17 protein-coding genes, 1 tRNA gene and 2 pseudogenes are annotated in these 22,586 nt (G+C 70.9%); 6 read left to right on the forward strand and 14 right to left on the reverse strand.

The features are described 5' to 3' along the window. Positions 1-103: 103 nt before the first annotated feature. Positions 104-1,048, reverse strand: coding sequence for an NAD-dependent epimerase/dehydratase family protein (locus AC5Y2S_RS02585; protein WP_499953602.1), 945 nt, complete (start codon positions 1,046-1,048; stop codon positions 104-106). Between AC5Y2S_RS02585 and AC5Y2S_RS02590 the strand changes: the two genes are divergently transcribed. Beyond that, positions 1,014-2,831, forward strand: a complete 1,818-nt coding sequence (locus AC5Y2S_RS02590) for a hypothetical protein (protein WP_499953604.1) — start codon at positions 1,014-1,016, stop codon at positions 2,829-2,831. The genes AC5Y2S_RS02585 and AC5Y2S_RS02590 overlap by 35 nt on opposite strands. Before the next feature lie 101 nt (positions 2,832-2,932). Here AC5Y2S_RS02590 and AC5Y2S_RS02595 read toward each other — a convergent pair whose 3' ends face one another. The 3 genes from AC5Y2S_RS02595 to AC5Y2S_RS02605 all read right to left on the reverse strand — a co-directional run bounded on the left by AC5Y2S_RS02595 (position 2,933) and on the right by AC5Y2S_RS02605 (position 5,576). Further along, on the reverse strand, positions 2,933-4,120 hold the full coding sequence (locus AC5Y2S_RS02595) for an IS481 family transposase (protein WP_499953605.1): 1,188 nt from the start codon (positions 4,118-4,120) through the stop codon (positions 2,933-2,935). A gap of 110 nt (positions 4,121-4,230) precedes the next feature. After that, positions 4,231-4,306, reverse strand: a tRNA-Thr gene (locus AC5Y2S_RS02600). Positions 4,307-4,367: 61 nt separating this feature from the next. Beyond that, positions 4,368-5,576, reverse strand: a complete 1,209-nt coding sequence (locus AC5Y2S_RS02605; RefSeq protein WP_499953607.1) for a DNA polymerase III subunit delta' — start codon at positions 5,574-5,576, stop codon at positions 4,368-4,370. A gap of 68 nt (positions 5,577-5,644) precedes the next feature. Here AC5Y2S_RS02605 and AC5Y2S_RS02610 point away from each other — a divergent pair, with 68 nt between their 5' ends. Next, complete coding sequence (locus tag AC5Y2S_RS02610) at positions 5,645-7,336, forward strand: adenylate/guanylate cyclase domain-containing protein (RefSeq protein WP_499954334.1); 1,692 nt, start codon at positions 5,645-5,647, stop codon at positions 7,334-7,336. Here AC5Y2S_RS02610 and topA read toward each other — a convergent pair. The 3 genes from topA to cspA all read right to left on the reverse strand — a co-directional run bounded on the left by topA (position 7,333) and on the right by cspA (position 11,248). Then, complete coding sequence (gene topA, locus AC5Y2S_RS02615) at positions 7,333-10,134, reverse strand: type I DNA topoisomerase (protein WP_499953609.1); 2,802 nt, start codon at positions 10,132-10,134, stop codon at positions 7,333-7,335. The genes AC5Y2S_RS02610 and topA overlap by 4 nt on opposite strands. A 192-nt stretch (positions 10,135-10,326) precedes the next feature. Then, on the reverse strand, positions 10,327-10,920 hold the full coding sequence (locus AC5Y2S_RS02620) for a hypothetical protein (RefSeq protein WP_499953610.1): 594 nt from the start codon (positions 10,918-10,920) through the stop codon (positions 10,327-10,329). A 124-nt stretch (positions 10,921-11,044) separates the two neighbouring features. Beyond that, entirely contained in the window at positions 11,045-11,248 is a 204-nt protein-coding gene (gene cspA, locus AC5Y2S_RS02625; protein WP_007166602.1) for a cold shock protein CspA, read from the reverse strand. A gap of 258 nt (positions 11,249-11,506) precedes the next feature. Between cspA and AC5Y2S_RS02630 the strand changes: the two genes are divergently transcribed. The 4 genes and pseudogenes from AC5Y2S_RS02630 (at position 11,507) to AC5Y2S_RS02645 (ending at position 18,173) form a co-directional block, all read left to right on the forward strand. Beyond that, positions 11,507-13,834 (forward strand): DEAD/DEAH box helicase, encoded by a 2,328-nt coding sequence (locus tag AC5Y2S_RS02630; RefSeq protein WP_499953611.1) that lies wholly within the window; start codon positions 11,507-11,509, stop codon positions 13,832-13,834. A gap of 186 nt (positions 13,835-14,020) precedes the next feature. Continuing rightward, positions 14,021-14,905: pseudogene (locus tag AC5Y2S_RS02635) on the forward strand (PE family protein); the annotation flags it as partial. 369 nt (positions 14,906-15,274) lie between these two features. Next, positions 15,275-16,315, forward strand: coding sequence for a PAS domain-containing protein (locus tag AC5Y2S_RS02640; RefSeq protein ID WP_499953612.1), 1,041 nt, complete (start codon positions 15,275-15,277; stop codon positions 16,313-16,315). A gap of 196 nt (positions 16,316-16,511) precedes the next feature. After that, positions 16,512-18,173, forward strand: coding sequence for a PE family protein (locus AC5Y2S_RS02645; protein WP_499953614.1), 1,662 nt, complete (start codon positions 16,512-16,514; stop codon positions 18,171-18,173). On the opposite strand, the gene AC5Y2S_RS02650 is transcribed toward AC5Y2S_RS02645, so the two are convergent. The 7 genes and pseudogenes from AC5Y2S_RS02650 to ssd all read right to left on the reverse strand — a co-directional run bounded on the left by AC5Y2S_RS02650 (position 18,170) and on the right by ssd (position 22,580). Next, complete coding sequence (locus AC5Y2S_RS02650; RefSeq protein ID WP_499953615.1) at positions 18,170-18,460, reverse strand: Rv3654c family TadE-like protein; 291 nt, start codon at positions 18,458-18,460, stop codon at positions 18,170-18,172. The two genes, AC5Y2S_RS02645 and AC5Y2S_RS02650, sit on opposite strands and share 4 nt — an antisense overlap. Positions 18,461-18,491: 31 nt before the next feature. Further along, on the reverse strand, positions 18,492-18,767 hold the full coding sequence (locus AC5Y2S_RS02655; RefSeq protein ID WP_499954336.1) for a TadE family type IV pilus minor pilin: 276 nt from the start codon (positions 18,765-18,767) through the stop codon (positions 18,492-18,494). Positions 18,768-18,817: 50 nt separating this feature from the next. Further along, entirely contained in the window at positions 18,818-19,018 is a 201-nt protein-coding gene (locus AC5Y2S_RS02660; protein WP_499953617.1) for a DUF4244 domain-containing protein, read from the reverse strand. An 18-nt stretch (positions 19,019-19,036) separates the two neighbouring features. Beyond that, positions 19,037-19,630, reverse strand: a complete 594-nt coding sequence (locus tag AC5Y2S_RS02665; RefSeq protein ID WP_499953618.1) for a type II secretion system F family protein — start codon at positions 19,628-19,630, stop codon at positions 19,037-19,039. Then, positions 19,627-20,383 (reverse strand): annotated as a pseudogene (locus tag AC5Y2S_RS02670) (type II secretion system F family protein). Before AC5Y2S_RS02670 ends, AC5Y2S_RS02665 begins: the two are co-directional and overlap by 4 nt. After that, positions 20,380-21,543, reverse strand: coding sequence for a TadA family conjugal transfer-associated ATPase (locus AC5Y2S_RS02675; protein ID WP_499953620.1), 1,164 nt, complete (start codon positions 21,541-21,543; stop codon positions 20,380-20,382). Before AC5Y2S_RS02675 ends, AC5Y2S_RS02670 begins: the two are co-directional and overlap by 4 nt. After that, a complete protein-coding gene (gene ssd / locus AC5Y2S_RS02680) occupies positions 21,540-22,580 on the reverse strand; it encodes a septum site-determining protein Ssd (RefSeq protein WP_499954338.1) in 1,041 nt (346 codons plus the stop codon). The genes AC5Y2S_RS02675 and ssd overlap by 4 nt, the downstream gene beginning before the upstream one ends. Positions 22,581-22,586: the final 6 nt, after the last annotated feature.

Raw genomic sequence — 22,586 nt, forward strand, 5'->3', positions numbered from 1 at the left:
CCGCCCGGCGGCTAACAGCCCGTCCACCAAGCCGCCGAGCGTGAAGCCACGGCGAAGAACTCCGGCTTGGATTTTCGCCGTCAGTGCACGCTCGGCGCAGGGGTCAACCGGTGTGCGTCTTGCGGAAGTACTCGACCGTGCGGCGTACGCCCTCGTCGAGCTGAACCTTCGGACGCCAGCCCAAAACCCGTTCGGCCAAACCGATGTCGAGGCACGATCGCTTCAGGTCGCCCAGGCGATCGGGGTGGAACTCCGGGTCGTCGGGCCCGCCGACGGCCGCGGCCACCGCCGAATGCAGTTGGCGGTCCGAGGTTTCGATGCCGGTGCCGACGTTGAACCGCTGCCCGCCGCCCGCGTCCCCGGCGGCCTTGACGAACGCGTCGACCACGTCGTCGACGTAGACGTAGTCGCGGGTCTTGCCCCCGTCCCCGAACACCTTGGTGGGCTTGCCAGCCAGCAACGCCTGGGCGAAGATCGCCACCACGCCCGCCTCGCCGTGCGGGTCCTGGCGGGGGCCGTACACGTTGGCGGGCGCGATGTGCGAGCAATCCAGGCCGTGCAGGTTGCGGAAGGTGTTCAGGTAGATTTCGCCGGCCACCTTGCCCGCGGCATAGGGCGACGACGGGTCGGTGAGCACCGTCTCGGGAGTCGGGTACACCGGCGGGGTCCCGTAGATGGATCCCCCCGACGAGGTGTGCACGACCTTGCGAACCCCGGTCTGGCGCGCCGCCTCGGCCAGGCGGATGGTGCCGATGACGTTGACCGACGCGTCGAACTGGGGATTGGCCACCGAATGCCGCACGTCGATCTGCGCGGCCAGGTGAAACACCACCTCCGGGCGGTGCTCGTCGAGGATCGCGTGCAGGTCGGCCGTCACGATGTCCGCCTCGACGAAGACGTGCGCCGGGTTGTCGGCCAGGTGCTCGACGTTGGTCGCGCGCCCGGTGGCGAAATTGTCCAGGCCCACCACCGTGTGACCGTCGGCCAGTAGACGGTCGACTAGCGTCGACCCGATGAATCCGGCTCCCCCGGTGACCAGTGCGCGCACCGGCCCACCATACAAGCGGGGGGTCATCGCGGTAGCCGCCGCGCTCGTCGTCGCGCAGCTGGGGGTCCGGGCGGTGCTGGCCTTCGGGGGCTACTTCTACTGGGACGACCTGATCCTCGTCGGCAAGGCCGGCACGCAGGGCCTGCTGTCGCCGTCCTACCTTTTCGACGACCACGACGGTCACCTGATGCCGGCCGCGTTCCTGCTCGCCGGCGCGATCACCCGGCTGGCGCCGCTGAACTGGACCGGCCCCGCGATCAGCCTGGTGGTGCTGCAGCTGCTGGCCTCGCTGGCGCTGTTGCGGGCGCTGTACGTCATCCTCGGCTGGCGATGGGTGCTGCTGTTGCCGTTGACGTTCGCGCTGTTCACGCCGCTGGCCGTGCCGGGGTTCGCCTGGTGGGCGGCGGCGCTGAACTCGCTGCCGATGCTGGCGGCGCTGGCCTGGGTGTGTGCCGACGCGATCCTGCTGGTCCGCACCGGGAACCAGCGCTACGCGGTGACCGGCGTGCTGGTCTACCTCGGCGGGCTGCTGTTCTTCGAGAAGGCCGCCGTGATTCCGTTCGTCGCCTTCGCGGTGGCCGCGCTGCGCTGCCACGAGCGGGGTGACGGGTCCGCGCTGCGGACGGTGTGGCGGGCCGGGCGGCGGCTGTGGGTCGCGTCGCTGGCGCTGACCGCCGCATGGGTGGCGCTGTACCTGGCCGTGGTCAACCAGAAACGGTGGAGCACCGACCTCGCGATGACGGGGGACCTGCTGTGGCGATCGATCACCCACGGCATCGTGCCGGGGCTGGTCGGCGGGCCATGGCACTGGGATCGCTGGGCACCGGCCTCGCCGTGGGCGACTCCCCCGCCGTCGGCGATGGCGCTGGGCTGGCTGGTGTTGGCCGGCCTGGTCGCGCTGTCGCTGTTGCGCAAGCAACGCATCGGGCCGGTGTGGCTGACCGCGGCCGGCTACACCGTCGCGTGCCAGGTGCCGATCTATTTGATGCGGTCGTCACGGTTCACCGCGCTGGAATTGGCCCAGACCATGCGGTATTTCCCGGATCTTGTCGTGGTGCTGGCGCTGCTGGCCGCCGTCGCGCTGTGCGCGCCCAACCGGCCGGCCGCGGCCCGCTGGCTGGACGCCTCGCGCCAACGCACCGTGGTCACAGCGGTTGTGGCGGCGGCGTTCGTGGCCAGCAGCCTGTATTCGACGTGGACATTCCTCGCCAGCTGGCGCGACAACCCCGCGCAGCCCTACCTGCAGAACGCGCGCGCCAGTTTGGCTGCGGCGCATGCTGTTTCGGATGCACCGCTGCTGGATCAGGAGGTCGATCCGCTGGTGCTGCAACGGGTGGCCGTGCCCGAGAATCTGGCCAGCCACATGTTCGCCCTGCTGCGTGACCGGCCCGAATTCGATTCGGCGACAACCCAATTGCGCATGCTCGACAGCTCGGGCCGGCTGATCAAGGCGCGGGTCACCTGGGTCCGCACCATCGCGCCGGGGCCGATGCCGCAGTGCGGCTACTTCGCCCAGCCAGACAAGCCGGCGCGGCTGGTGCTCGACGGCCCGCTACTGCCCGCCGATTGGACCGTCGAGCTCAATTACCTGGCCAACAGCGAGGGCTCCATGACGCTGTCGCTGTCCGAGGGGCCCGACGTCAAAGTGCCGGTGCATCCGGGTTTGAATCGGGTCTTTGTTCGGCTGCCCGGCGCCGGGAACGCGATCACCGTGCGGGCCAACACCACCGCGCTGTCGCTATGCCTGGCGTCGGGACCGGTCGGATTCGTCGCGCCGGCCTAGCGGCCCGCCGAACGTGCGGCAAGAAGGTGGAGCCACTGTCTAGAGTCGGTTGATGGTTGACGTTTCTGTTTCGGTTGATCCTTGACACTCTGGGTTAGTGGTTAGGCCTGTTCGCGGGTGCGGAAGGCCCGCTTGTTTCTTACCTCGCCGCGGCTGGTTCGCGCGGCGGTCTTGACCAGATCGTCGCCGATGAAAAAGCGCAGCAGCTCACCGTCGACGTGCACATCGCAGCGAGCCCCGGCATGGTGGGCGCCGACGCAGACCTGTTGCCAGGCCACGCTGACCACCCCGTTGGTCGTCACACGGCGGCTGACCCAGTCGTCGCCGGTGCGATCCTCGCGCGGGGCCATCGCCGCCGAAGCGGGTCTAAGCGGCGCGCTCACGGTGAATCGTTCGGCGGGCGTTGCCATGTCCAGCGATTGGTGCGGACGGGTGTTGTTGTAGTAGTCGACCCATTCATCCAATGCCCGCTGGGCAGTCGCGAGGCTGGTGAAAGGCTTACCAGCGCTGAGGAATTCAGCGCGCAGGCTGCGGTGAAACCGCTCGATCTTGCCGGTTGTGGTCGGGCTTCTGGGTTGGGTCAGCAGATGCTCGATACCGTGCTCGCGACAAATCGCATCAAAGAGCACCTCGACCGGTGGGTGAGAAAATCGGCCGGTGAACACTTTGCCGTTGTCGGTGAGCAGCTGCTCAGGGCTCCCATAGGCCGCCGACGCCCCGCGCAGCCCGTCGCAGACCGCGCGCGTGCGTTCGCGCGCCATCAACTTCGCCGACACACAGAACCGGGAATGGTCATCAATCCCGGTTAACGCCTTCGCGCTCGTTCCATCGGCCAGCGCAAACCCGCCCACGACATCCATCTGCCACAACTCCATCGGCGCCCCGCGCTCCCAGCGTTTCCACTTGCGCGCGCGCCGATCTCGCACACTCGGGTCGATCATGCCCGCCCGCACCAAGGCCCGATAGGCCGGCGACTCCGAGGGCACCGGCACCACTCCGCGCTTATCCAGCTCGAATACCAGCCGCCGCGGCCCCCAATACGGCCGCGACCGGCGCAGCTCCAACAGCTCGGCCTCCACCGCCGCCGGCATCTGATGCGGACACGACACCGGCCGATGCGACCGATCCGCCAACCCCTCGAGGCCCTCGGCCTCATACCGGGCCAACCACGAGTGCAGCGTTTGACGCGACACTCCCACCTTCTCGGCGACCAGCGAAATCGACAACCCGTCACTGATCACCGCCAACACGGCCTGATACCTCTGCTCGGCCACCGTTAACTCCCTCATCGAAGGAGTGTCAAGGATCAACCGAAGTAACTGTCAAGCATCAGCCGAAACACTGTCAGGCATCACCCGAAGGCAAAATGTCAAGCATCAGCCGAGGTCATACAAGAAGGTGGAGCCACCTAGGAGAATCGAACTCCTGACCTGCTCATTACGAGTGAGCCGCTCTACCGACTGAGCTAAGGTGGCGTGCCCCGACGGGCGGCACGAGTCTACGGCAGGCCGCCCGACCCGCCCAAGTCGCCGGAGGTCAATCCCGCAGTTCCTGGCCGAAGGTGGCGACCATCGCGTCCACCGCGAACTTGGGTTTGACGTTGATCGCCAGCGCCTCGCGGCACTCGAGTACCGCCTCGATGCAGCGCAGCAGCTTCTCGGGCGAGGCGTGGGCGGCCAGGGCCGCCACCCGGTCGGCCATGTCCGGGTGATTGGCCTGGACGCCACCGGCGTTCGCCGATACCACCAGCGCATCGCGGAAGTACGTCGCGAGGTCGATCAGGGCCCGGTCCAGGGCATCGCGCGACGCCCGCGTCTGACGCGACTTCTGCCGTCGTTCAAGGTCTTTGATCGCGCCGGTGGCACCCCGCATCGCGCCCGCGGTGCCCTTGCCCGTGCCGCCGGCACCGAGCGCCGTCCGCAGCTCCTCGGTCTCGGCCTCCGCCCGGTCCGCGGTCAGCACCACGGCCTCGGCCTCGGCGGCGGCCACCAGTTCCTCTGCGGCGGCGTAGGCGCGCGACGGGGTCGCGGCGTCGCGCACCAGGCCGAGCGCCCGCTCCCGTCGCTGCCGCGCCTCGGAATCGGTGGCCAGCCGGCGCGCCCGCCCCACGTGCCCGCCGCTGACCGAGGCGGCCCAGTTGGCGGTGTCGGCGTCCAGGCCGTCGCTGTCGATCAGGACGCGCGCGATCGCCTCGGTCGGCGGGGTCACCAGCGCGACGTGGCGGCACCGGGAGCGCAGCGTTACCGCGATGTCCTCGGGATCCACCGACGGCGCGCACAGCAGGAACACGGTCGACGGCGGGGGTTCCTCGACCACCTTCAGCAACGCGTTCGCGGCGCCCTCGGTCAGCCGGTCGGCGTCCTCGATGACCACGATCTGCCGGTGCCCGGTCGTCGGGCGCCGCGACGCGATCTGCACGATGGCGCGCATCTCGTCGACGCCGATGGACAGGCCCTCGGGGATCACCCGCCGCACGTCGGCGTGGGTGCCGGCCATGGTCGTCGTGCAGGCCCGGCACTGCCCGCAGCCCGGGTCGCCGTCGGACGTGCATTGCAGGGCGGCCGCGAAGCACAGCGCGGCCACCGACCGGCCGGAACCCGGCGGGCCGGTGATCAGCCACGCATGTGTCATAGTCCCGTCCGCCGGATCGCTGTGAGCCGGATCACCGCGGGCCGCGCGGGCCGCGGAGAGCAGCGTGGTCACCACGGCCTCTTGGCCTACCAGCCGCGTAAACACCCCGGACATCACCGGCAACAGTAGTGACAGCGGCGGACAGATACCGATCGGCCACCGTATCGCGACGAATCCGTAACATTTCGGGCCGTTTCGGCAGGTATCGGCGACTTGCCGAGATCCTTATTGTTTTCCGCCAAGTCCGCCCTGCCCGATACGGTGGATTGGTGGCAACCGAGGCAGCACTGCCCGGGCGGATCAGCGCGTTCGCCCGGTGGGTGGTGCGCACGCCGTGGCCACTGTTCGCGCTGAGCATGCTGCAGGCCGACATCATCGGCGGGCTGTTCGTGCTGGGCTTCCTGCGCTACGGCCTGCCACCCCAGGACCGGATCCAGCTGCAGGACCTGCCCCCGGTCAACCTCGCGGCCTTCGTCAGCGTCGTGATCTTCCTTTTCCTCGCCGGGATCGTGTTCAACCTGCGGCTGATGTTGCCGGTATTCCGTTGGCAACGCCGCGACAACCTACTGGCCGATGCCGACCCGGCCGCCACCGAGCTGGCCCGCAGCCGCGCGCTGCGCATGCCGTTCTACCGCACGATCACCAGCATGGTCGCCTGGTGCATCGGCGGCGTGGTGTTCATCATCGCCAGCTGGTCGGTGGCCAAGTACACCGCGCCCGTCGTCGCGGTCGCCACGGCGCTGGGCGCCGCCGCGACGGCGATCATCGGCTACCTGCAGTCCGAGCGGGTGCTGCGGCCGGTGGCGGTCGCGGCCCTGCGCAGCGGCGTGCCGGAGAACGTCAAGGCGCCCGGCGTGATCCTGCGCCAGATGCTGAGCTGGATGCTGTCCACCGCGGTGCCGCTGCTGGCGATCGTGCTGGCCGTGGTGGCCGACAAGACCTCGCTGCTGCACGCGACGCCCGAGAAGTTGTTCAACCCGATCCTGTTGCTGGCGTTGGCGGCGTTGGGCATCGGTCTGGTCAGCACGCTGCTGGTGGCGATGTCGATCGCGGACCCGCTGCGCCAGCTGCGCTGGGCGCTGTCGGAGGTGCAGCGCGGAAACTACAACGCCCACATGCAGATCTACGACGCCAGCGAGCTGGGCCTGCTGCAGGCCGGGTTCAACGATATGGTGCGGGACCTGTCCGAGCGGCAGCGCCTGCGCGACCTGTTCGGCCGCTACGTCGGCGAGGACGTGGCCCGCCGCGCCCTGGAGCGCGGCACCGAATTGGGCGGCCAGGAGCGCGACGTCGCGGTGTTGTTCGTGGACCTGGTCGGCTCCACCCAGCTGGCCGCCACCCGGCCGCCCGCCGAGGTCGTTCACCTGCTCAACGAGTTCTTCCGCGTGGTGGTCGACACCGTCGGCAGGCACGGCGGGTTCGTCAACAAGTTCCAGGGCGACGCGGCGCTGGCCATCTTCGGGGCGCCGATCGAACACCCCGACTCCTCCGGCGGCGCGCTCGCGGCCGCCCGCGAGCTACACGACGAACTCCTCCCGGTGATCGGTTATGCGGAGTTCGGGATCGGGGTGTCGGCCGGCCGCGCGATCGCCGGCCACATCGGCGCGCAGGCCCGTTTCGAGTACACGGTGATCGGCGACCCGGTCAACGAGGCCGCGCGGCTCACCGAGCTGGCCAAGCTGGAGGCCGGGCACGTGCTCGCGTCGGCGATCGCGGTCAGCGGCGCGCTCGACGCCGAGGCGCTGTGCTGGGACGTCGGCGAGGTCGTCGAGTTGCGCGGGCGCGCGGCGCCGACGCAGCTGGCCCGGCCCGTCAAGCTGGCCACGCCGGAAGACGTTGTGGAAGAAGAGATCCCGAGCGACGTCCGCGGCTAGCGCTTGGTCGCCCGCCGCGCCGGCGCCTTGCGGGTGGATTTCTTCGCGGGCCGCTTGACCGGGCCCCGCGCCCGCCGGTCGGCCAGCAACTCGGCGGCGCGCTCGTCGGTGATCGACAGCACGTCGTCGCCCTTGCGCAGGCTGGCGTTGGTCTCGCCGTCGGTGACGTACGGCCCGAACCGGCCGTCCTTGATGACCATCGGCTTACCCGACGCCGGGTCGGTACCCAGCTCGCGCAGCGGCGGCGCCGAAGCGCTCTGCCGGCCACGGCGTTTGGGCTCGGCGTAGATCTTCAGCGCCTCTTCGAGCGTGATGTCGAAGATCTGGTCCTCGGTCGCCAGCGATCGAGAATCGGTGCCGCGCTTGAGGTATGGGCCGTAGCGCCCGTTCTGCGCGGTGATCGGCTCACCGGATTCGGGGTCGGTGCCGACCACCCGCGGCAGCGACAGCAGCTTCAGTGCGTCCTCGAGGGTGACCGTCTGCAGGTCCATGCTGCGCAGCAGCGAGCCGGTGCGGGGCTTGGGGCCGGTCGGCTTCTTGCCCTTCTTGGCCGTGGCCGCGTCACCGTCCTCCGGCGGCGGCTCGGGCAGCACCTCGGTCACGTACGGCCCGTAACGGCCGTCCTTGGCCAGGATTTCGTGGCCGGTCTCGGGGTCTACACCGAGCGAACGGCCCTCCTGCGGCGTGGCGAAAAGCTCCTCGGCCACCTCCAGCGTCAGCTCGTCGGGGGTCAGCGAGTCGTTGAGGTTGGCCCGCTGCGGCGCGGGCTCGCCCTCCTCGTTGGTCACGATGCGTTCGAGGTACGGCCCGTTCTTGCCCACCCGGACATAGACGGGCCGGCCCTCCGCGTCGTCAAACACCTTGATGGAGTTGACCTCTCGCGCGTCGATGCCCTCGAGGTTGACACCGACGAGCTTCTTCAGGCCGCCGGAGCGGGCGATCGACTCCGGCACGCCGTGGTCACCGCCGAAGTAGAAGTTGTTGAGCCAGGTGGTGCGCTGCTCGTTGCCCGACGCGATCGCGTCGAGCTCGTCTTCCATCGCCGCGGTGAACCCGTAGTCCACCAGCCGGCCGAAATGCTGTTCCAGCAGACCGGTGACCGCGAACGCGACCCAGGACGGCACCAGGGCACTGCCCTTCTTGTACACGTAGCCGCGGTCCTGAATGGTCTTGATGATCGACGAATACGTCGACGGCCGGCCGATGCCCAGCTCCTCGAGCGCCTTGACCAGCGAGGCCTCGGTGTAGCGCGCCGGCGGGTTGGTGGCGTGGCCGTCGGGGGTCAGCTCGAGCGCCTCCAGCCGCTGCCCCTCGGTCAGGTGGGGCAGCCGGCGCTCGGCGTCGTCGGCCTCGCCGCCGGCCAGCTCGTCCACCGTTTCCACGTAGGCCTTGAGGAAGCCGGCGAACGTGATGGTGCGCCCGGTGGCGGAGAACGTCACTTGCCTTTCTCCGGCGGGACCACCCGCCGTGCCGCCGATCCGCAGGCTCAGCGTGGTGCCGCGCGCGTCGGACATCTGCGAGGCGACCGTGCGCTGCCAGATCAGCTCGTAGAGGCGGAACTCGTCGCCGTCGAGCTCGCGGCGCACCGCGTCGGGGGTCGCGAAGGTCTCCCCGGCGGGCCGGATCGCCTCGTGCGCCTCCTGGGCGTTCTTCACCTTGCGGGTGTACTGGCGCGGTGACGGCGAGACGTACTCCTCGCCGTAGAGCTGACGCGCCTGGTTGCGCGCCGCGCCGATCGCCGACTCCGACAGCGTCGTCGAGTCGGTGCGCATATAAGTGATGTAGCCGTTCTCGTAGAGGCGCTGCGCGATGCTCATCGTGCGCTCGGACGAGAACCGCAGCTTGCGGCCGGCCTCCTGCTGCAGCGTCGACGTCATGAACGGCGCGTACGGGCGACGGGTGTAGGGCTTCTCCTCCACCGACGTCACCGACAGCTGCGCGCCCCGCAGCCCGGTGGCCAGCTCCGTCGCGGCGGCCTCGTCCAGGATGACGACCTCGTTCGCCTTGCGCAGCTGGCCCAGCGAGTCGAAATCGCGGCCGGTCGCGACGCGCAAGCCGTCCACGTTGGCCAACCGCGCGGTGAAGGTCGGCGGCTGGGCCTGCGGGTCGGAGATGCTGGCGTCCAGCTGGGCGACGATGTCCCAGTACGACGCGCTGCGGAACGCCATCCGGTCGCGCTCCCGCTGCACGATGATGCGGGTGGCCACCGACTGCACGCGGCCCGCCGACAGCTTGGGCGCGACCTTCTTCCACAGCACCGGGCTGACCTCGTAGCCGTACAGCCGGTCCAGGATGCGGCGCGTCTCCTGGGCGTCGACCAGATCGATGTCCAGGTCGCGAGGATTTTCGGCGGCCTCCAGGATCGCCGGCTCCGTGATCTCGTGAAACACCATCCGCTTGACCGGGATGTTCGGCTTCAGGGTTTCCAGCAAGTGCCACGCGATGGCTTCGCCCTCGCGGTCACCATCCGTGGCCAGGTAGAGCTCGTCGACGTCCTTGAGCAGGCCCTTCAGCTCGCTGACGGTGTGCTTCTTCTCCGGGCTGATGATGTAGAGCGGCTCGAAGTCGGCGTCGACGTTGACGCCGAGCCGGGCCCACGGCTCGGACTTGAACTTGGCGGGCACGTCGGCCGCCGCGCGGGGCAGGTCGCGGATGTGGCCTCGGGAGGACTCGACGATATAGCTGGAACCCAGGTAACCGGCCAGTTTGCGCGCCTTGGTGGGCGACTCGACGATGACGAGTCGCCTACGGATCCCATTTCCACCGCTGACGCGGTCCTTTAGCTTCGGGTCAGCCAACTGCGCTTACGCTCCATCCCTTATCTCGGCCCCTTGCGAGACCGCCCTGCAGGAAGGATGACAGGCCAGCGTCCGAAATTCCGGTGAAATCAGGTACGCGAGCGTTCCTTCGCTTCAGGGCATCTGACAATTTCGCACCCTCGGGCGGGCCTGCGCAAACCGGCTTCCCCAAAAACGGGTCCTAAACCCCCGCTAGACGCGGGGCCACAGCGACAACGCGTCCGCGGCGTCCGGCGGTTCCCCCACGTTCTCTACCAGGCGCGACAGCCTGCGCCGGCCGCTGATTCGAAGCGCCGGACGGCCGCCGCGCGTCCCGATCAGGGTCGGCGCGATCCCGACGCGCATCAGCGCCGACGCCAGCGGGGAATGGGTGTCGGGCGCGTGCGGGTCCAGGCCCAGTAGATAGTGGTCGCCCTCCGGGCTGCCGGCCGCCAGCGTCCACGCCCGCAACTCTCGTGGCCCGGGCAGCCAGCGCGGGGGCACCGTCTTGACCGCGCCCCGGGTCCATTCGGCGGCGAGCGTGATCAAAGCGGGGGTCACGGCCGTCCTCACCAAGGGGGTGTCCTCGTCGGTGCGGCCAATCTCGGGCGTCAGACCCGCCTCGCGAATCATCTCGGCCAGCGCGCTGGCCCGCCACGGCTGGTCCACGACCACCGAAAGGCGGGCACCCTGGCTTTCAGACGAAGCCCCGACCACGACGATCTGGCCGGAGGACGCCAGCACCCCCGAGAGATCGGCGACCGCAGGCGGCACCGACTCCGCTGTGAAGAAGGAAAGCTGGCTCACGCCAACGACAGTAGGCCAGGTCGACCGTCCTCGCCTTCAGGCGCTCTAAACGGAAAGCGAAAACCCCCCGGCGAGTTCCGCTGAGCGGAGTTGCGCGGGGGGTTTCGTGGAGAAGCTGCTCGTCTCAGACGGAGCGGACTCCGGTGGCCTGGGGGCCCTTAGGGCTGTGGCCGATCTCGAACTCGACCTTCTGGTTTTCTTCGAGGGTGCGGAAGCCCGAACCCTGGATCTCCGTGTAGTGGACAAAAACATCTGCGGAACCGTCTTCGGGCGCAATGAACCCGAATCCCTTCTCCGCGTTGAACCACTTCACAGTTCCCTGTGGCATCTCTCGATCTTTCCTTTTCTTATGGGTGCGGGGCACCGCCTTTCGATGCCCCGGGCCAGCTGCGACCGCCATACCTCGCGTAGTCGCCGGAACTTCACCCGACCGATAACCTCGCAGGAACCGCGGCCGCAACGTTGTTCCTGCGAAAGTTTTACACGAACACAGAAGCTGCGACCGCAATCAGTCAACCATGTTCATCGCGTCCGCGACAGACTTGCGTCTTAACGGATCCTTAGTCGGATGCTTGGAGGGTGCCACGTGGCGAGTTTCGGCGCCGACCTGCTGGCCGTCGCGCTCGCCGGAACCGCGGCGAACGAGCGCCCGCTGCGCCACGTCGCCGAGCTGCCCGCGCGCACCGGCCAACCCCACGGCTGGCCCCAGTGGGCCGAGCCCGAGGTGGTTCGCGCGTTCGCCGAGCGGGGCGTCGAAGCGCCGTGGTCACACCAGTTCCAGGCCGCGGAACTGGCCCACGCCGGCCGCCACGTGGTGATCAGCACCGGCACCGCGTCGGGCAAGTCGTTGGCCTATCAGCTTCCCGTCCTCAACGCGCTGGCGACGGACCCGCGGGCCCGGGTGCTCTACCTGTCGCCGACCAAGGCGCTGGGCCACGACCAGTTGCGCACGGCGCATGCGCTGACCGCCGCCGTTCCCCGGCTGCGCGAGCCGGGTTTCGGGGTCGCGCCCACCGCCTACGACGGCGACAGCCCGGCCGAGGTGCGACGCTTCGCGCGCGAACGCTCGCGATGGCTTTTTTCCAACCCCGACATGATCCATCTGTCGATCCTGCGCAACCACGCCCGCTGGGCCGTCCTGTTGCGGGGCCTTCGCTTCGTGATCGTTGACGAATGCCATTACTACCGTGGGGTTTTCGGTTCGAACGTGGCGATGGTCCTGCGCCGGCTGTTGCGGCTGTGCGAGCGCTACTCGTCGGCGCCCACCGTCGTCTTCGCCAGTGCCACGACCGATTCGCCGGGCGCGACGGCCGCCGAGCTCATCGGCCGTCCGGTCGCGGAGGTCACCGAGGACGGCTCGCCGCAGGGGGCGCGGACCGTGGCATTGTGGGAACCCGCGTTGCGGACCGATCTGACCGGTGAGAATGGTGCGCCGGTGAGGCGGTCCGCCGGCGCCGAGGCGGCGCGGGTGATGGCCGACCTGATAGCCGAGGGCGCGCAAACGCTGACGTTCGTCCGCTCGCGCCGCGCCGCCGAGCTGACCGCGCTGGGTGCGCGGGCGCGGCTCGAGGATGTCGCCCCGGACCTGTCAGAGAAAGTGGCGTCGTACCGGGCCGGTTATCTCGCCGAGGACCGCACCGCGCTGGAGCGCGCCCTGGCCGAGGGCCGGCTGCGCGGCCTGGCCACCACCAACGCGCTGGAGCTCGGCGTGGACATCGCCGGACTGGACGCGGTGGTGCTCGCCGGTTTCCCTGGGACGGTCGCGTCGTTCTGGCAGCAGGCCGGCCGGTCGGGCCGACGGGGCCAGGGTGCGCTGGTCGTCCTGATCGCCCGCGACGATCCCCTGGACACCTACCTGGTCCACCACCCGGCGGCGCTGCTGGACAAGCCGGTCGAGCGGGTCGTCATCGACCCCGCCAACCCCTACATTCTCGGACCCCAACTACTTTGCGCGGCAACCGAAATGCCGCTGGATGAAACCGAGATCCGGGATTTCGGCGCCATCGAGGTGGCCCAGGGCCTGGTCGACGACGGGTTGCTGCGGCGGCGCAACGACAAGTACTTTCCCGCGGCCGGGATACAACCGCACGGGGCGGTGGACATCCGCGGGTCGGCGGGCGGCCAGATCGTCATCGTCGAGGCGGACACCGGGCGGCTGCTGGGCAGCGCCGGGGTCGATCGGGCCCCGGCCACGGTGCATCCCGGCGCGGTGTACCTACACCAGGGCGATACCTACGTCGTCGACTCCCTGGACACCGAGGACGGGATCGCGTTCGTGCATGCAGAGGATCCCGGGTATGCGACTTTCGCGCGCGAGCTCACCGACATCGTGGTCACCGGCAGCGGCGAGCGGTTGACCTTCGGGCCCGTCACCCTGGGCCTGGTGCCCGTCCGGGTCACCCATCGGGTGGTGGGCTACCTGCGTCGCCGGATGTCCGGGGAGGTGATCGACTTCATCGAGCTGGACATGCCCGAGCACGTGCTGCCCACCACCGCCGCCATGTACACCATTTCGCCGGATGCGTTGCTGCGCAACGGTATCGAGGCGCCGCGCGTTCCGGGGTCGCTGCACGCCGCCGAGCACGCGGCCATCGGCCTGCTGCCCCTGGTGGCCAGCTGCGACCGCGGCGACATCGGCGGCCTGTCCACCGCGATCGGTCCCGACGGGCTGCCCACCGTCTTCGTCTACGACGGCTACCCGGGCGGGGCGGGATTCGCCGAACGCGGATTCCGCCGGGCCCGCACCTGGTTGGGCGCGACGGCCGCCGCGATCGAGGCGTGCGAATGCCCGAGCGGATGCCCCTCGTGCGTGCAGTCCCCCAAATGCGGCAACGGCAACGATCCACTCGACAAGGCCGGGGCCGTACTTGTGCTGCGGCTGGTGCTCGCGGAATTGGGTGGCGAATCACCCTAAGAAGATCCGGTAGACGGCCGTCGGGTGGTTGGGGTCGGCGCCGCGCTAACCGGTCGGACGGCTTGGCATCGGGACTGGCCGCAGAGTTCCATCAGGCCAGCCATACGACCAGGCCAGCGGGTACGCTCCTACACAACCCGTCGCCGTCGGGCCCCGCACGTTAGGCAACCATTCGGGAGGTGCCCGATGTCGTTCGTCGCAGCAACGCCGGAGGCGGTGGCCGCGGCAGCCGCAGACCTGGCCAGTATCGGTTCGAACTTTCGCGAGGCCACCGCAAGCGCGGCGGCGCCCACGACAACGGTGCTGGCAGCCGCCGAGGACGAGGTGTCACTCGCTGTTGCGGCGCTGTTCGGCGCTAGTGGTGAGCAGTATCAGGCGTTGAGCGCCCGCTTCGCGGCGTTTCACGACCAATTCGTAGGGGGGTTGAGCGGCGGCGCCGCGGCATACTCGAGCGCTGAGGCCACCAACGAGGGGCTGTTAAACGTCCTCGCGGACGACTTTCTCTCCGTGATCAACGCCCCAACCGAAGCGTTGCTGGGGCGTCCGCTGATCGGCAACGGCGCCGACGGGGCGGCCGGCACCGGACAAAACGGCGGGGCCGGGGGAATCCTGTTCGGCAATGGCGGCAAAGGGGGATCGGGTACTGATGGCCTGGCCGGCGGCAACGGTGGACCCGCGGGTTTGTGGGGCAACGGCGGGACCGGCGGCCGGGGCGGCCCGACAATAGCCGCAGGGGCCAACGGCGGGGCTGGGGGCACCGGCGGGACCGGCGGGTGGCTGTTCGGCGCCGGGGGTGCCGGCGGTGCCGGCGGTGTTTCACTGCTTGCCAACGGCGGGTCCGGTGGCGCGGGTGGGGCCGCCCTATTGTTCGGCCACGGTGGAGCCGGCGGTGCCGGAGGAGCCGGTTCAGTCCAGGTAGTCGGCCCGATCGGCGGGGCAGGCGGAGCCGGCGGCAACGCCGGCCTGCTGATCGGTGACGGGGGTAACGGCGGTAACGGTGGGGCCGTCGGTGGCAGCGGTGGCCCTGGCGGCAAGCATGGGCTGCTGATCGGCCATGACGGGGCCAATGGGTAGTAAAGGGGTCGCCCCGGCGTGACAGGGCCTGGGCCCGCCACGCCGGGAGGGTTCCTGGACCCGGTGGGCTGCCGCTGGGGCTGAACGGGATTGACGTGTTGCCGTAGCGAATACACCGCGCGCTGGCAGGCGCATACTTAGTTGGGCGCGAATCACGCCAAGCAATACCGGGACGGCGACCGACCCCTCAACGGTCGACCTCCACGAACGTGCGTCGTGACGGGCGCCATTCCTCACTGCTGAGGAAACTTCAACGTACCACCGCGCCGCGCCGCAAATGGGCGGAAAATGCGATCTGTTCGCAATCCCGTCGGCGCCGGTCGAGCATCGCCATAACCGGCCGTCGCACCGCCGTAAAATGCGCACATGGCCCACGACTGGTTGCTCGTGGAGACGTTGGGGGGCGAGCCCGCCGTCGTGGCGCAGGGTCGCCAACTCAAAAACCTCATCCCGATCACGACATTCCTGCGCCGCAGCCCGCATCTCGCCGCCGTGCGGACCGCGATCGCCGAGTCGGTGCAGACCGGCCAGAGCCTGACCAGCATCACCACCAAGCGCGACCGCGTCATCCGCACCGAGCCGGTGATGATGTCCGACGGCCAGATCCACGGCGTGCACGTGTGGACCGGGCCGGCCGACGCCGACCCGTCCGAGCGGCCGATCCCCGGCCCGCTGAAGTGGGACCTCACCCTCGGGGTGGCCACCGATACCCGGGAGTCGCTGACCAATAGCGGCAAGAATCCCGACGTCGAAGTGACCTTCGGCAGGGCCTTCGCCGAAGACCTCCCCTCGCGCGAGCTCAACCCGAACGAAACGAAAGTGCTCGCCATGGCGGTCCGGGCCAAACCCGACCAAACCATCTGCAGCACATGGGATCTCACCGATTGGCAGGGCAATCCGATTCGGATCGGCTTTGTCGCGCGCACCATGGTGGAACCCGGGCCGGACGGCCGCGACCACCTGGTCGCCCGGGCGATGAACTGGCGATCGGAACTCAAGGGCCCGGTGGTATCCACCGACGATCTCGCACAACGGATCCTCAACGGACTGGCCCAGGCCGGAGTCCACCGGGCCCTCGTCGACCTGCAGAACTGGGCCCTGCTGAAATGGCTCGACGAGCCTTGCCCGTTCTACGACTGGCGGGGCCTCAGCACGGACAGGCCGAAGGTCCATCCGGACGACGAGCACCTAAAGTCCGCCATGACAAAGGAATTCGTTGACGGCCCCACGAGTCGGGTGCTGCGCATGCGGGGCCACGACGACGAGTGGGTGCCCGTGCACGTCACGGTCAACAGGGTGGAACTCGAACCGGACACCTTCGCCGGACTGGTCTCGCTGCGACTTCCGACCGAGGCAGAAGTAGCCGCCGCGCGACTACCAAACGCCGGGAATACCACCACCGCCTGATCATCCCGGCATGTCCGGCGGCCGTCCCGGGGAACACCGACCGACAAACTCCCGTGGAAGTCGCCGAAAATACCTTTGCGAACCACGGAATAATGCTTCGCGGACCGCCATAGAATGCGATCGTGCCGACCGTATGAGTCGGCGACGCCGACAGGTCGGCATGGCTTATGAGTCATGACGTACCTAGAGGTGTGACATGTCGTTCGTAATCGCGGCGCCCGAGGCGCTCGCGGCAGCGGCCGCGGATTTGACGAGTATCGGTTCGACGATCGGTGCGGCCAGTGCGGCTGCGACCGGACCCACGACAGCATTGGTGCCCGCCGCCGCCGACGAGGTGTCCACGGCCATCGCGGCGGCTTTCGGGGCCTACAGCCAGGGCTATCAGGCCCTCAATGCGCAGGCGGAGGCGTTTCATCAGCAGTTCGTCCAGGCCCTGACCGCGGGGGCCGCCGCGTACGCGGCCACCGAAGCCGCCAATACGTCGCCCATCCAGCAGCTGCTCAACCTGGTGAACGAGCCTTTCCAGGCCGTGCTCGGGCGCCCACTGATCGGCAACGGCGCGAACGGGGCACCCGGGACCGGGGCGCCCGGCGGGGCCGGCGGGATCTTGCTCGGCAACGGTGGAGCCGGGGGGTCCGGAGCGTCCGGCCTGCCCGGCGGGAATGGTGGGCCGGCCGGGCTGTTCGGGATCGGCGGGGCCGGCGGGACCGGCGGAGGCTCGACTACGGCAACCGGCGGGAGCGGTGGGGCGGGCGGGACCGGCGGCCTGTTGTTCGGCGCCGGCGGCGCAGGTGGGACAGGTGGGTTCGGCATCAACGGCGGCGCCGGTGGCACTGGCGGCGCGGGCGGGCTGTTCGCCGTCGGCGGGGCCGGCGGGCTCGGCGGGTTGGGCGGCGGCACGGGCGGCGCCGGCGGCGCTGGCGGGCTCGGCGGGTTCGGCGCCCGCGGCGGGGTCGGCGGAGCCGGCGGAACGGGCTTTGCCGGCGGGGCCGGCGGGACCGGCGGGGCCGGCGGACTATTGGCCGCCGGTGGGGCCGGCGGCGCCGGCGGGGTCGGTAACCCCTCCATTGGGCTCGGCGGGGACGGCGGAGCCGGTGGGGTCGGCGGGGTGTTCGGCGCCGGTGGCGTCGGCGGAGCCGGTGGGTCCGGCGGCATCGGCGGGGGCGCCGGCGGGTCCGGCGGAGCCGGCGGGTTCGGCGCCGCAGGCGGGGTGGGCGGTGCCGGCGGGGCCGGCGCGGTTGGCGGCGCGTTCGGGGGGCTTGGCGGGGCCGGCGGGGCCGGTGGACTGTTCGGCGCGGGCGGCGCCGGCGGCACCGGCGGCGGCGCCGACGTCGTCGGCGGGATTGGCGGCCGTGGTGGGTTTGGCGGGGCCGGCGGGCTCCTTGCCGCGGGCGGTGCGGGCGGGGCCGGCGGGTTCGGCGGATTCAACGGGGGACTCGGCGGCGCGGGTGGAAACGCCGGCATGCTCGGCGGTAGCGGCGGGGCCGGCGGTACGGGCGGCACCTGCTTGTCCGGCACGGCCGGGGCCGGCGGCGCAGGCGGCAACGCGGGCATGCTCTACGGCAACGGCGGCGCCGGGGGCGCCGGCGGCACCAACCGATCCGGCAGCCCCGGCGGCACCGGAGGTGCGGGCGGCAACGCCGGGTTGATCGGCAACGGCGGCGACGGCGGCGTCGGCGGTGACAGCGGGTCGGCCACCGGCACCGGCGGTCCGGGAGGGGCGGGCGGCAACGCCGGGTTGATCGGCAACGGCGGTAACGGCGGCAACGGCGGGATCAGCCTCAACCCCGGTGCCGGCGGAACCGGCGGCATCGGCGGCCTGCTGCTCGGGCTCGACGGGTTGAACGGGTTGCCTTAGGCGACCGGTCCCGCCCGCGCGGCGGCCCGCGCCGCCCCGGCGAAAGCGACACGCACGTCGACGGTTACCACGACGTCGAGATCGTCCACCGCGCAACGCGCGTCGTCGACTCGCATCTCGCGGGCCACGACCGTCGCGCGGGCGCACGCCGCCGCGGCGCCTTGGGGTAGCCCGGCCGCCGCGGCCAGTGCGGCCAAGTCCGCCGCGGCCTGCGCGCGATGGCGTGCCACCACGACCGAGCCGAGGTAGGCGCCCGCCCCGGCGACCGACAGCAGCACCGCCACCATCGCGGCGGCCAGTACCGTCGCCGATCCCCGCTCATCGGCCGGGTTCGGCCGCCGAGACCGCCCTGGCCCCAATGTCCAGCGAAGGCAACATTTTCGAGTGCGCGACGACGGTGGCGACGAGGAAATCGCCGTCGCGACGCACCTGGACCCGCGACCCGAGGGGCGCGATCCGGCGCGCGGTGTCGAGCGCCGAACGTTCGTCTCCGCGCGCGGCCAGCCGGGCCGCCTCGCGGGCGGCGTCGACGCAGCGCACCTGCATCGACACCGCGGTGACCCCCGCCAGGCACAGCGCCAGCACGACGACCAGCGTGGCGATCGCCAGCGCCGCCTCGACGGTGCTCGCGCCGGCACAGCCCGCTAGACCTTGGTGTTGAGCGCGCGACCGATGATGTTGGTCAACGCCGAGACGATCGAGTCGCCCGTGACCACGGTGTAGAGGATCGCGCCGAAAGCGGCCGCGGCAATCGTGCCAATGGCGTATTCGACCGTGGACATGCCCGACTCGTCGGTCGCCAGCACGGCCAGCCGCGCCAACAACGCACGAAACCTCTTGATCATCAATGTGTTTCCTTCCTTTCACAGCAGACCCGATTGCAAGACGTCGCCGGCCAGCCCCGCGACCACCGGGACGATGCCCAGGCACACAAACGCCGGCAAGAAACACAGACCGAGCGGCCCGGCGATCAGCACCCCGGCCCGCTCGGCGGCCGCGGTCGCCGCGTGCGCGGCCTCGTGGCGGGATTGGTCGGCCAATTCGGCGACGCCGCGGGCCAGCGCCGCGCCCGAGGACGCCGAACGGCGCGCCAGCCGCAGCAGCGCGTCGATGTGCGCATCGAGCGGGCCCGCCCGCGGATCCGGCGAAACCGACCACGCCACAGCGGGATCCGCGCCCAGCGCCAACAGGTCGGCGGCGCGGCGCAACACCGCGGCCAGCCTCGGCGGTGCGGACGGGGCGGTCGCCGCGGCGGCCGTCGACACCGCCATGCCCGCTTCCAGGCACACGGCCAAAACGTCGAGGCTGGAGGCGACCGCCAGCGGGTCCGCGCCGTGCCGCGGCCGCGGCACCTTCCGCCGACAAGCGGCCGCCCGGAGTCCGGCACGCGCCCGGACCACCGACGGGCCGGGGCCGATCCACAGCGCCACGGCCAGCAGCACCGCCGAGATGATCATGCGCCGAGCCGATCGGTGATCCGGTCCGACCACAGCAGCCCACCGCAGGCCAACACCGAGCCGACCAGCAGCAGCCAGCCCCCGGCGTGCCCGCCCAGCAGGAAGCTCAGCGGTCGCGCCCCGATCAGTTGACCCAGCAGCACACCCAGCACCGGAACGCCCGCCAGAATCGTCGCCGTGGCGCGCGCCCCGGCCATGCCGGAAGCCACTCGGGCCGAAAAGCGTTGCCGCTCGGCGATATCGCGCTGCGCGGCGCGCATCAGGGTGGCGATCGCCAGCCCCTGGTCACTGGCCAGCTGCCAGCACACCGCGAGCCGCTCCCACTGCGCCGGCAGCGCCGACGATCCCGCCGCGGCGCGCAGGCCCGCAGTGACGTCGGCGCCCAATCTGGCCCGCGCCGAAACCGCCCGCAACGCGGAACGCGCGCACCGGGTGCGAGCCCACCCGCAACTCGCCGACCAGTACGTCGAGGGCGGTTTCCAGGGTTCGGCCTTCGTCCACGGCCCGCCGGATCCGGCGGCGACGACGGTAACGCAGGCTCGCGGTCGCGCCCACCACCCCCGCGGCGAGGACCGCCGTCCAGGGCAGCAGGACCGCGGCCGCGATGAGCCCGCAGGCGACACAAGCCACCGCGCCCCGGGCAGCCAGGGGCCGGCGAACCCGCACCGGCGCGCGCAACCTGCGCCGCGGCGACGACGGAAACACCAGCAGCGCAAGCGATAACAGCAGCGCCGAAACCGCGAGGCCGTTCATCCCGGCATCCGGCCGCGCAGCAGACGGTGCAGATCGCCCGCATCGTCGCTCATGCCCCGATCCGCGTGCCACACGGTGACCGCCCGCACCTGCCCGTCGACCTGGCGCAGCACGGCTATCTCGCCGAGCCGGCGGCGACCGGTCCGGTCCCGCGCGACGTGGAGCAGCACCTGCACCGCCGCGGCGAGCTGACTGTGCAGTGCGGCCCGGCCCAGGCCGCCGAGGGCGCCCAGCGCCTCCAGCCGGGCGGGAACCTCGCCCGGATTGTTGGCGTGCACGGTGCCCGCGCCGCCGTCGTGCCCGGTGTTCAGCGCCGCCAGCAAATCGACCACTTCGGCGCCCCTGACCTCACCGACCACGATGCGGTCGGGCCGCATCCGCAACGCCTGCCGGACGAGTTCACGCACTGGGACCTCGCCGACGCCTTCGACGTTGGGGCAGCGCGCGACGAGCTTGACCAAATGCGGATGCCGGGGCGCCAACTCGGCGGCATCCTCGACGCACACGATCCGCTCGGTGGCGGGCACGGCGCCCAGCATCGCGGCGAGCAGGGTCGTCTTCCCCGCGCCGGTGCCGCCGCTCACCAGGAACGCCAACCGGGCGGCGATGATGTCGCCGATCAGCGCGGCGGCCCGGGGTTCGATCGCGCCGGCCGCGGTCAGGGCGGCCATATCCTGGGTGGCCGGACGCAACACGCGCAGCGACAAGCAGGTGCCGCCGGCCGCCACGGGCGGCAGCACGGCATGCAACCGCACCGCGAACCCTCCGGCGCCGATGCCGGTCAGCTGCCCGTCCACCCAGGGCTGCGCGTCGTCGAGGCGCCGACCGGCGGCCAACGCCAGACGTTGGGCCAGACGCCGCACCGCCGACTCGTCGGCGAAACGAATGCCACTGCGCCGCAGACCGTTTCCGTCGTCGACCCAGACCGCGTCGGGGGCGGTGACCAGGACGTCGGTGGTGCCGTCCGCGCACAACAGCGGTTCGAGGATGCCGGCACCGGTCAGCTCGGTTTCCAGCACCCGCAGGTTGGCGAGGACCTCGGTGTCGCCGAGCATCCCGCCGGACTCGGCCCGGATCGCGGCGGCCACCACGCTGGGTCGCAGCGGGACGGACTCGGCGGCCAGCCGTTCGCGCACCCGCTCGATCAGCGACCCGCTCATGCCACCCGGCCCGTCCGCCCCACCGGCAGGACGGCCAGCACCCGGCGGGCGGCCGCGGTGAGCGGTCCGCGCCGGCCCAGCCGCAGGCCCCCGCGCTCCAGCTGCCGGACCAGTTGCGGCTCGGCTTTGATCGACGCGAGCAGCGGCAGGCCGGTGACATCGGCGACCTCGGCCGCCCGTAACCCGCCTGGCGACGGGCCCCGCACGACCAACCCGAGATTGGGATTGGTCGCGGCGAGCGCCGGTCCCATGGCCGCGGTCGCCGCGCACGCCCGCACGTCGCACCGGGTGACCACGACGACGAGGTCGGCGGCGTCCAGCGCGGCGTGCGTCGCATCGGTGAGGCGGCGGGGAAGATCGCAGACCACGGTGACGCCACCGCGGCGCCCGGCATCGACAACGGCGTCCACCGCCGCTCCGCCCAACTCGTATCCGCGGCGAGTGCCGGAAAGCACGCTGATTCCGCCATGCCGCGGCAGCGCCTCGCGCACGGCCGGCCAGTTGAGCCGCCCGCCCTGCAGCGCCAGATCGGGCCAGCGCACACCGGGTGCGCTCTCGCCGCCCACCAGCAAATCGATGCCGCCGCCCCACGGGTCGAGGTCTACCAGCAGGGCGTCGCCGGCGGCCTGCGTCATGGCGACCGCGAGCACCGACGCGCCGGCCCCGCCGCAGCCCCCGATGACGGCGACGACGTCACCGCGCTGGCCGTCATCGCGGGCGGCTTCGCCGGCCTCGGCGAGCTCGTGGATCAACTCACGTTCGTTGTCGGGCAGTTTTAGAACGTGTTCGGCGCCGACCGCGACGGCCGCCGCCCAGGTCGACGTCGCGGGTGCGGCGATCGTCAGCACGCTCACGTGGGTGCGCCTCGGCAGCGCCGCCCGCCCGCACCGCTCCGCCGCGGCCTCGTCCAGCACCACCGCCGCGGCCGCCGACCAAGCCTTGCGGCCCACCGCGGAGCCGCCGGCGTGAACCACCCGGATCCCGACCGCGGCGGCCACCCGATCCAGTTCGTCGCGCAACTCCGCATCCGCCAGCACCGCCAG

The sequence above is a fragment of the Mycobacterium sp. NGS69 genome (assembly GCF_059812165.1).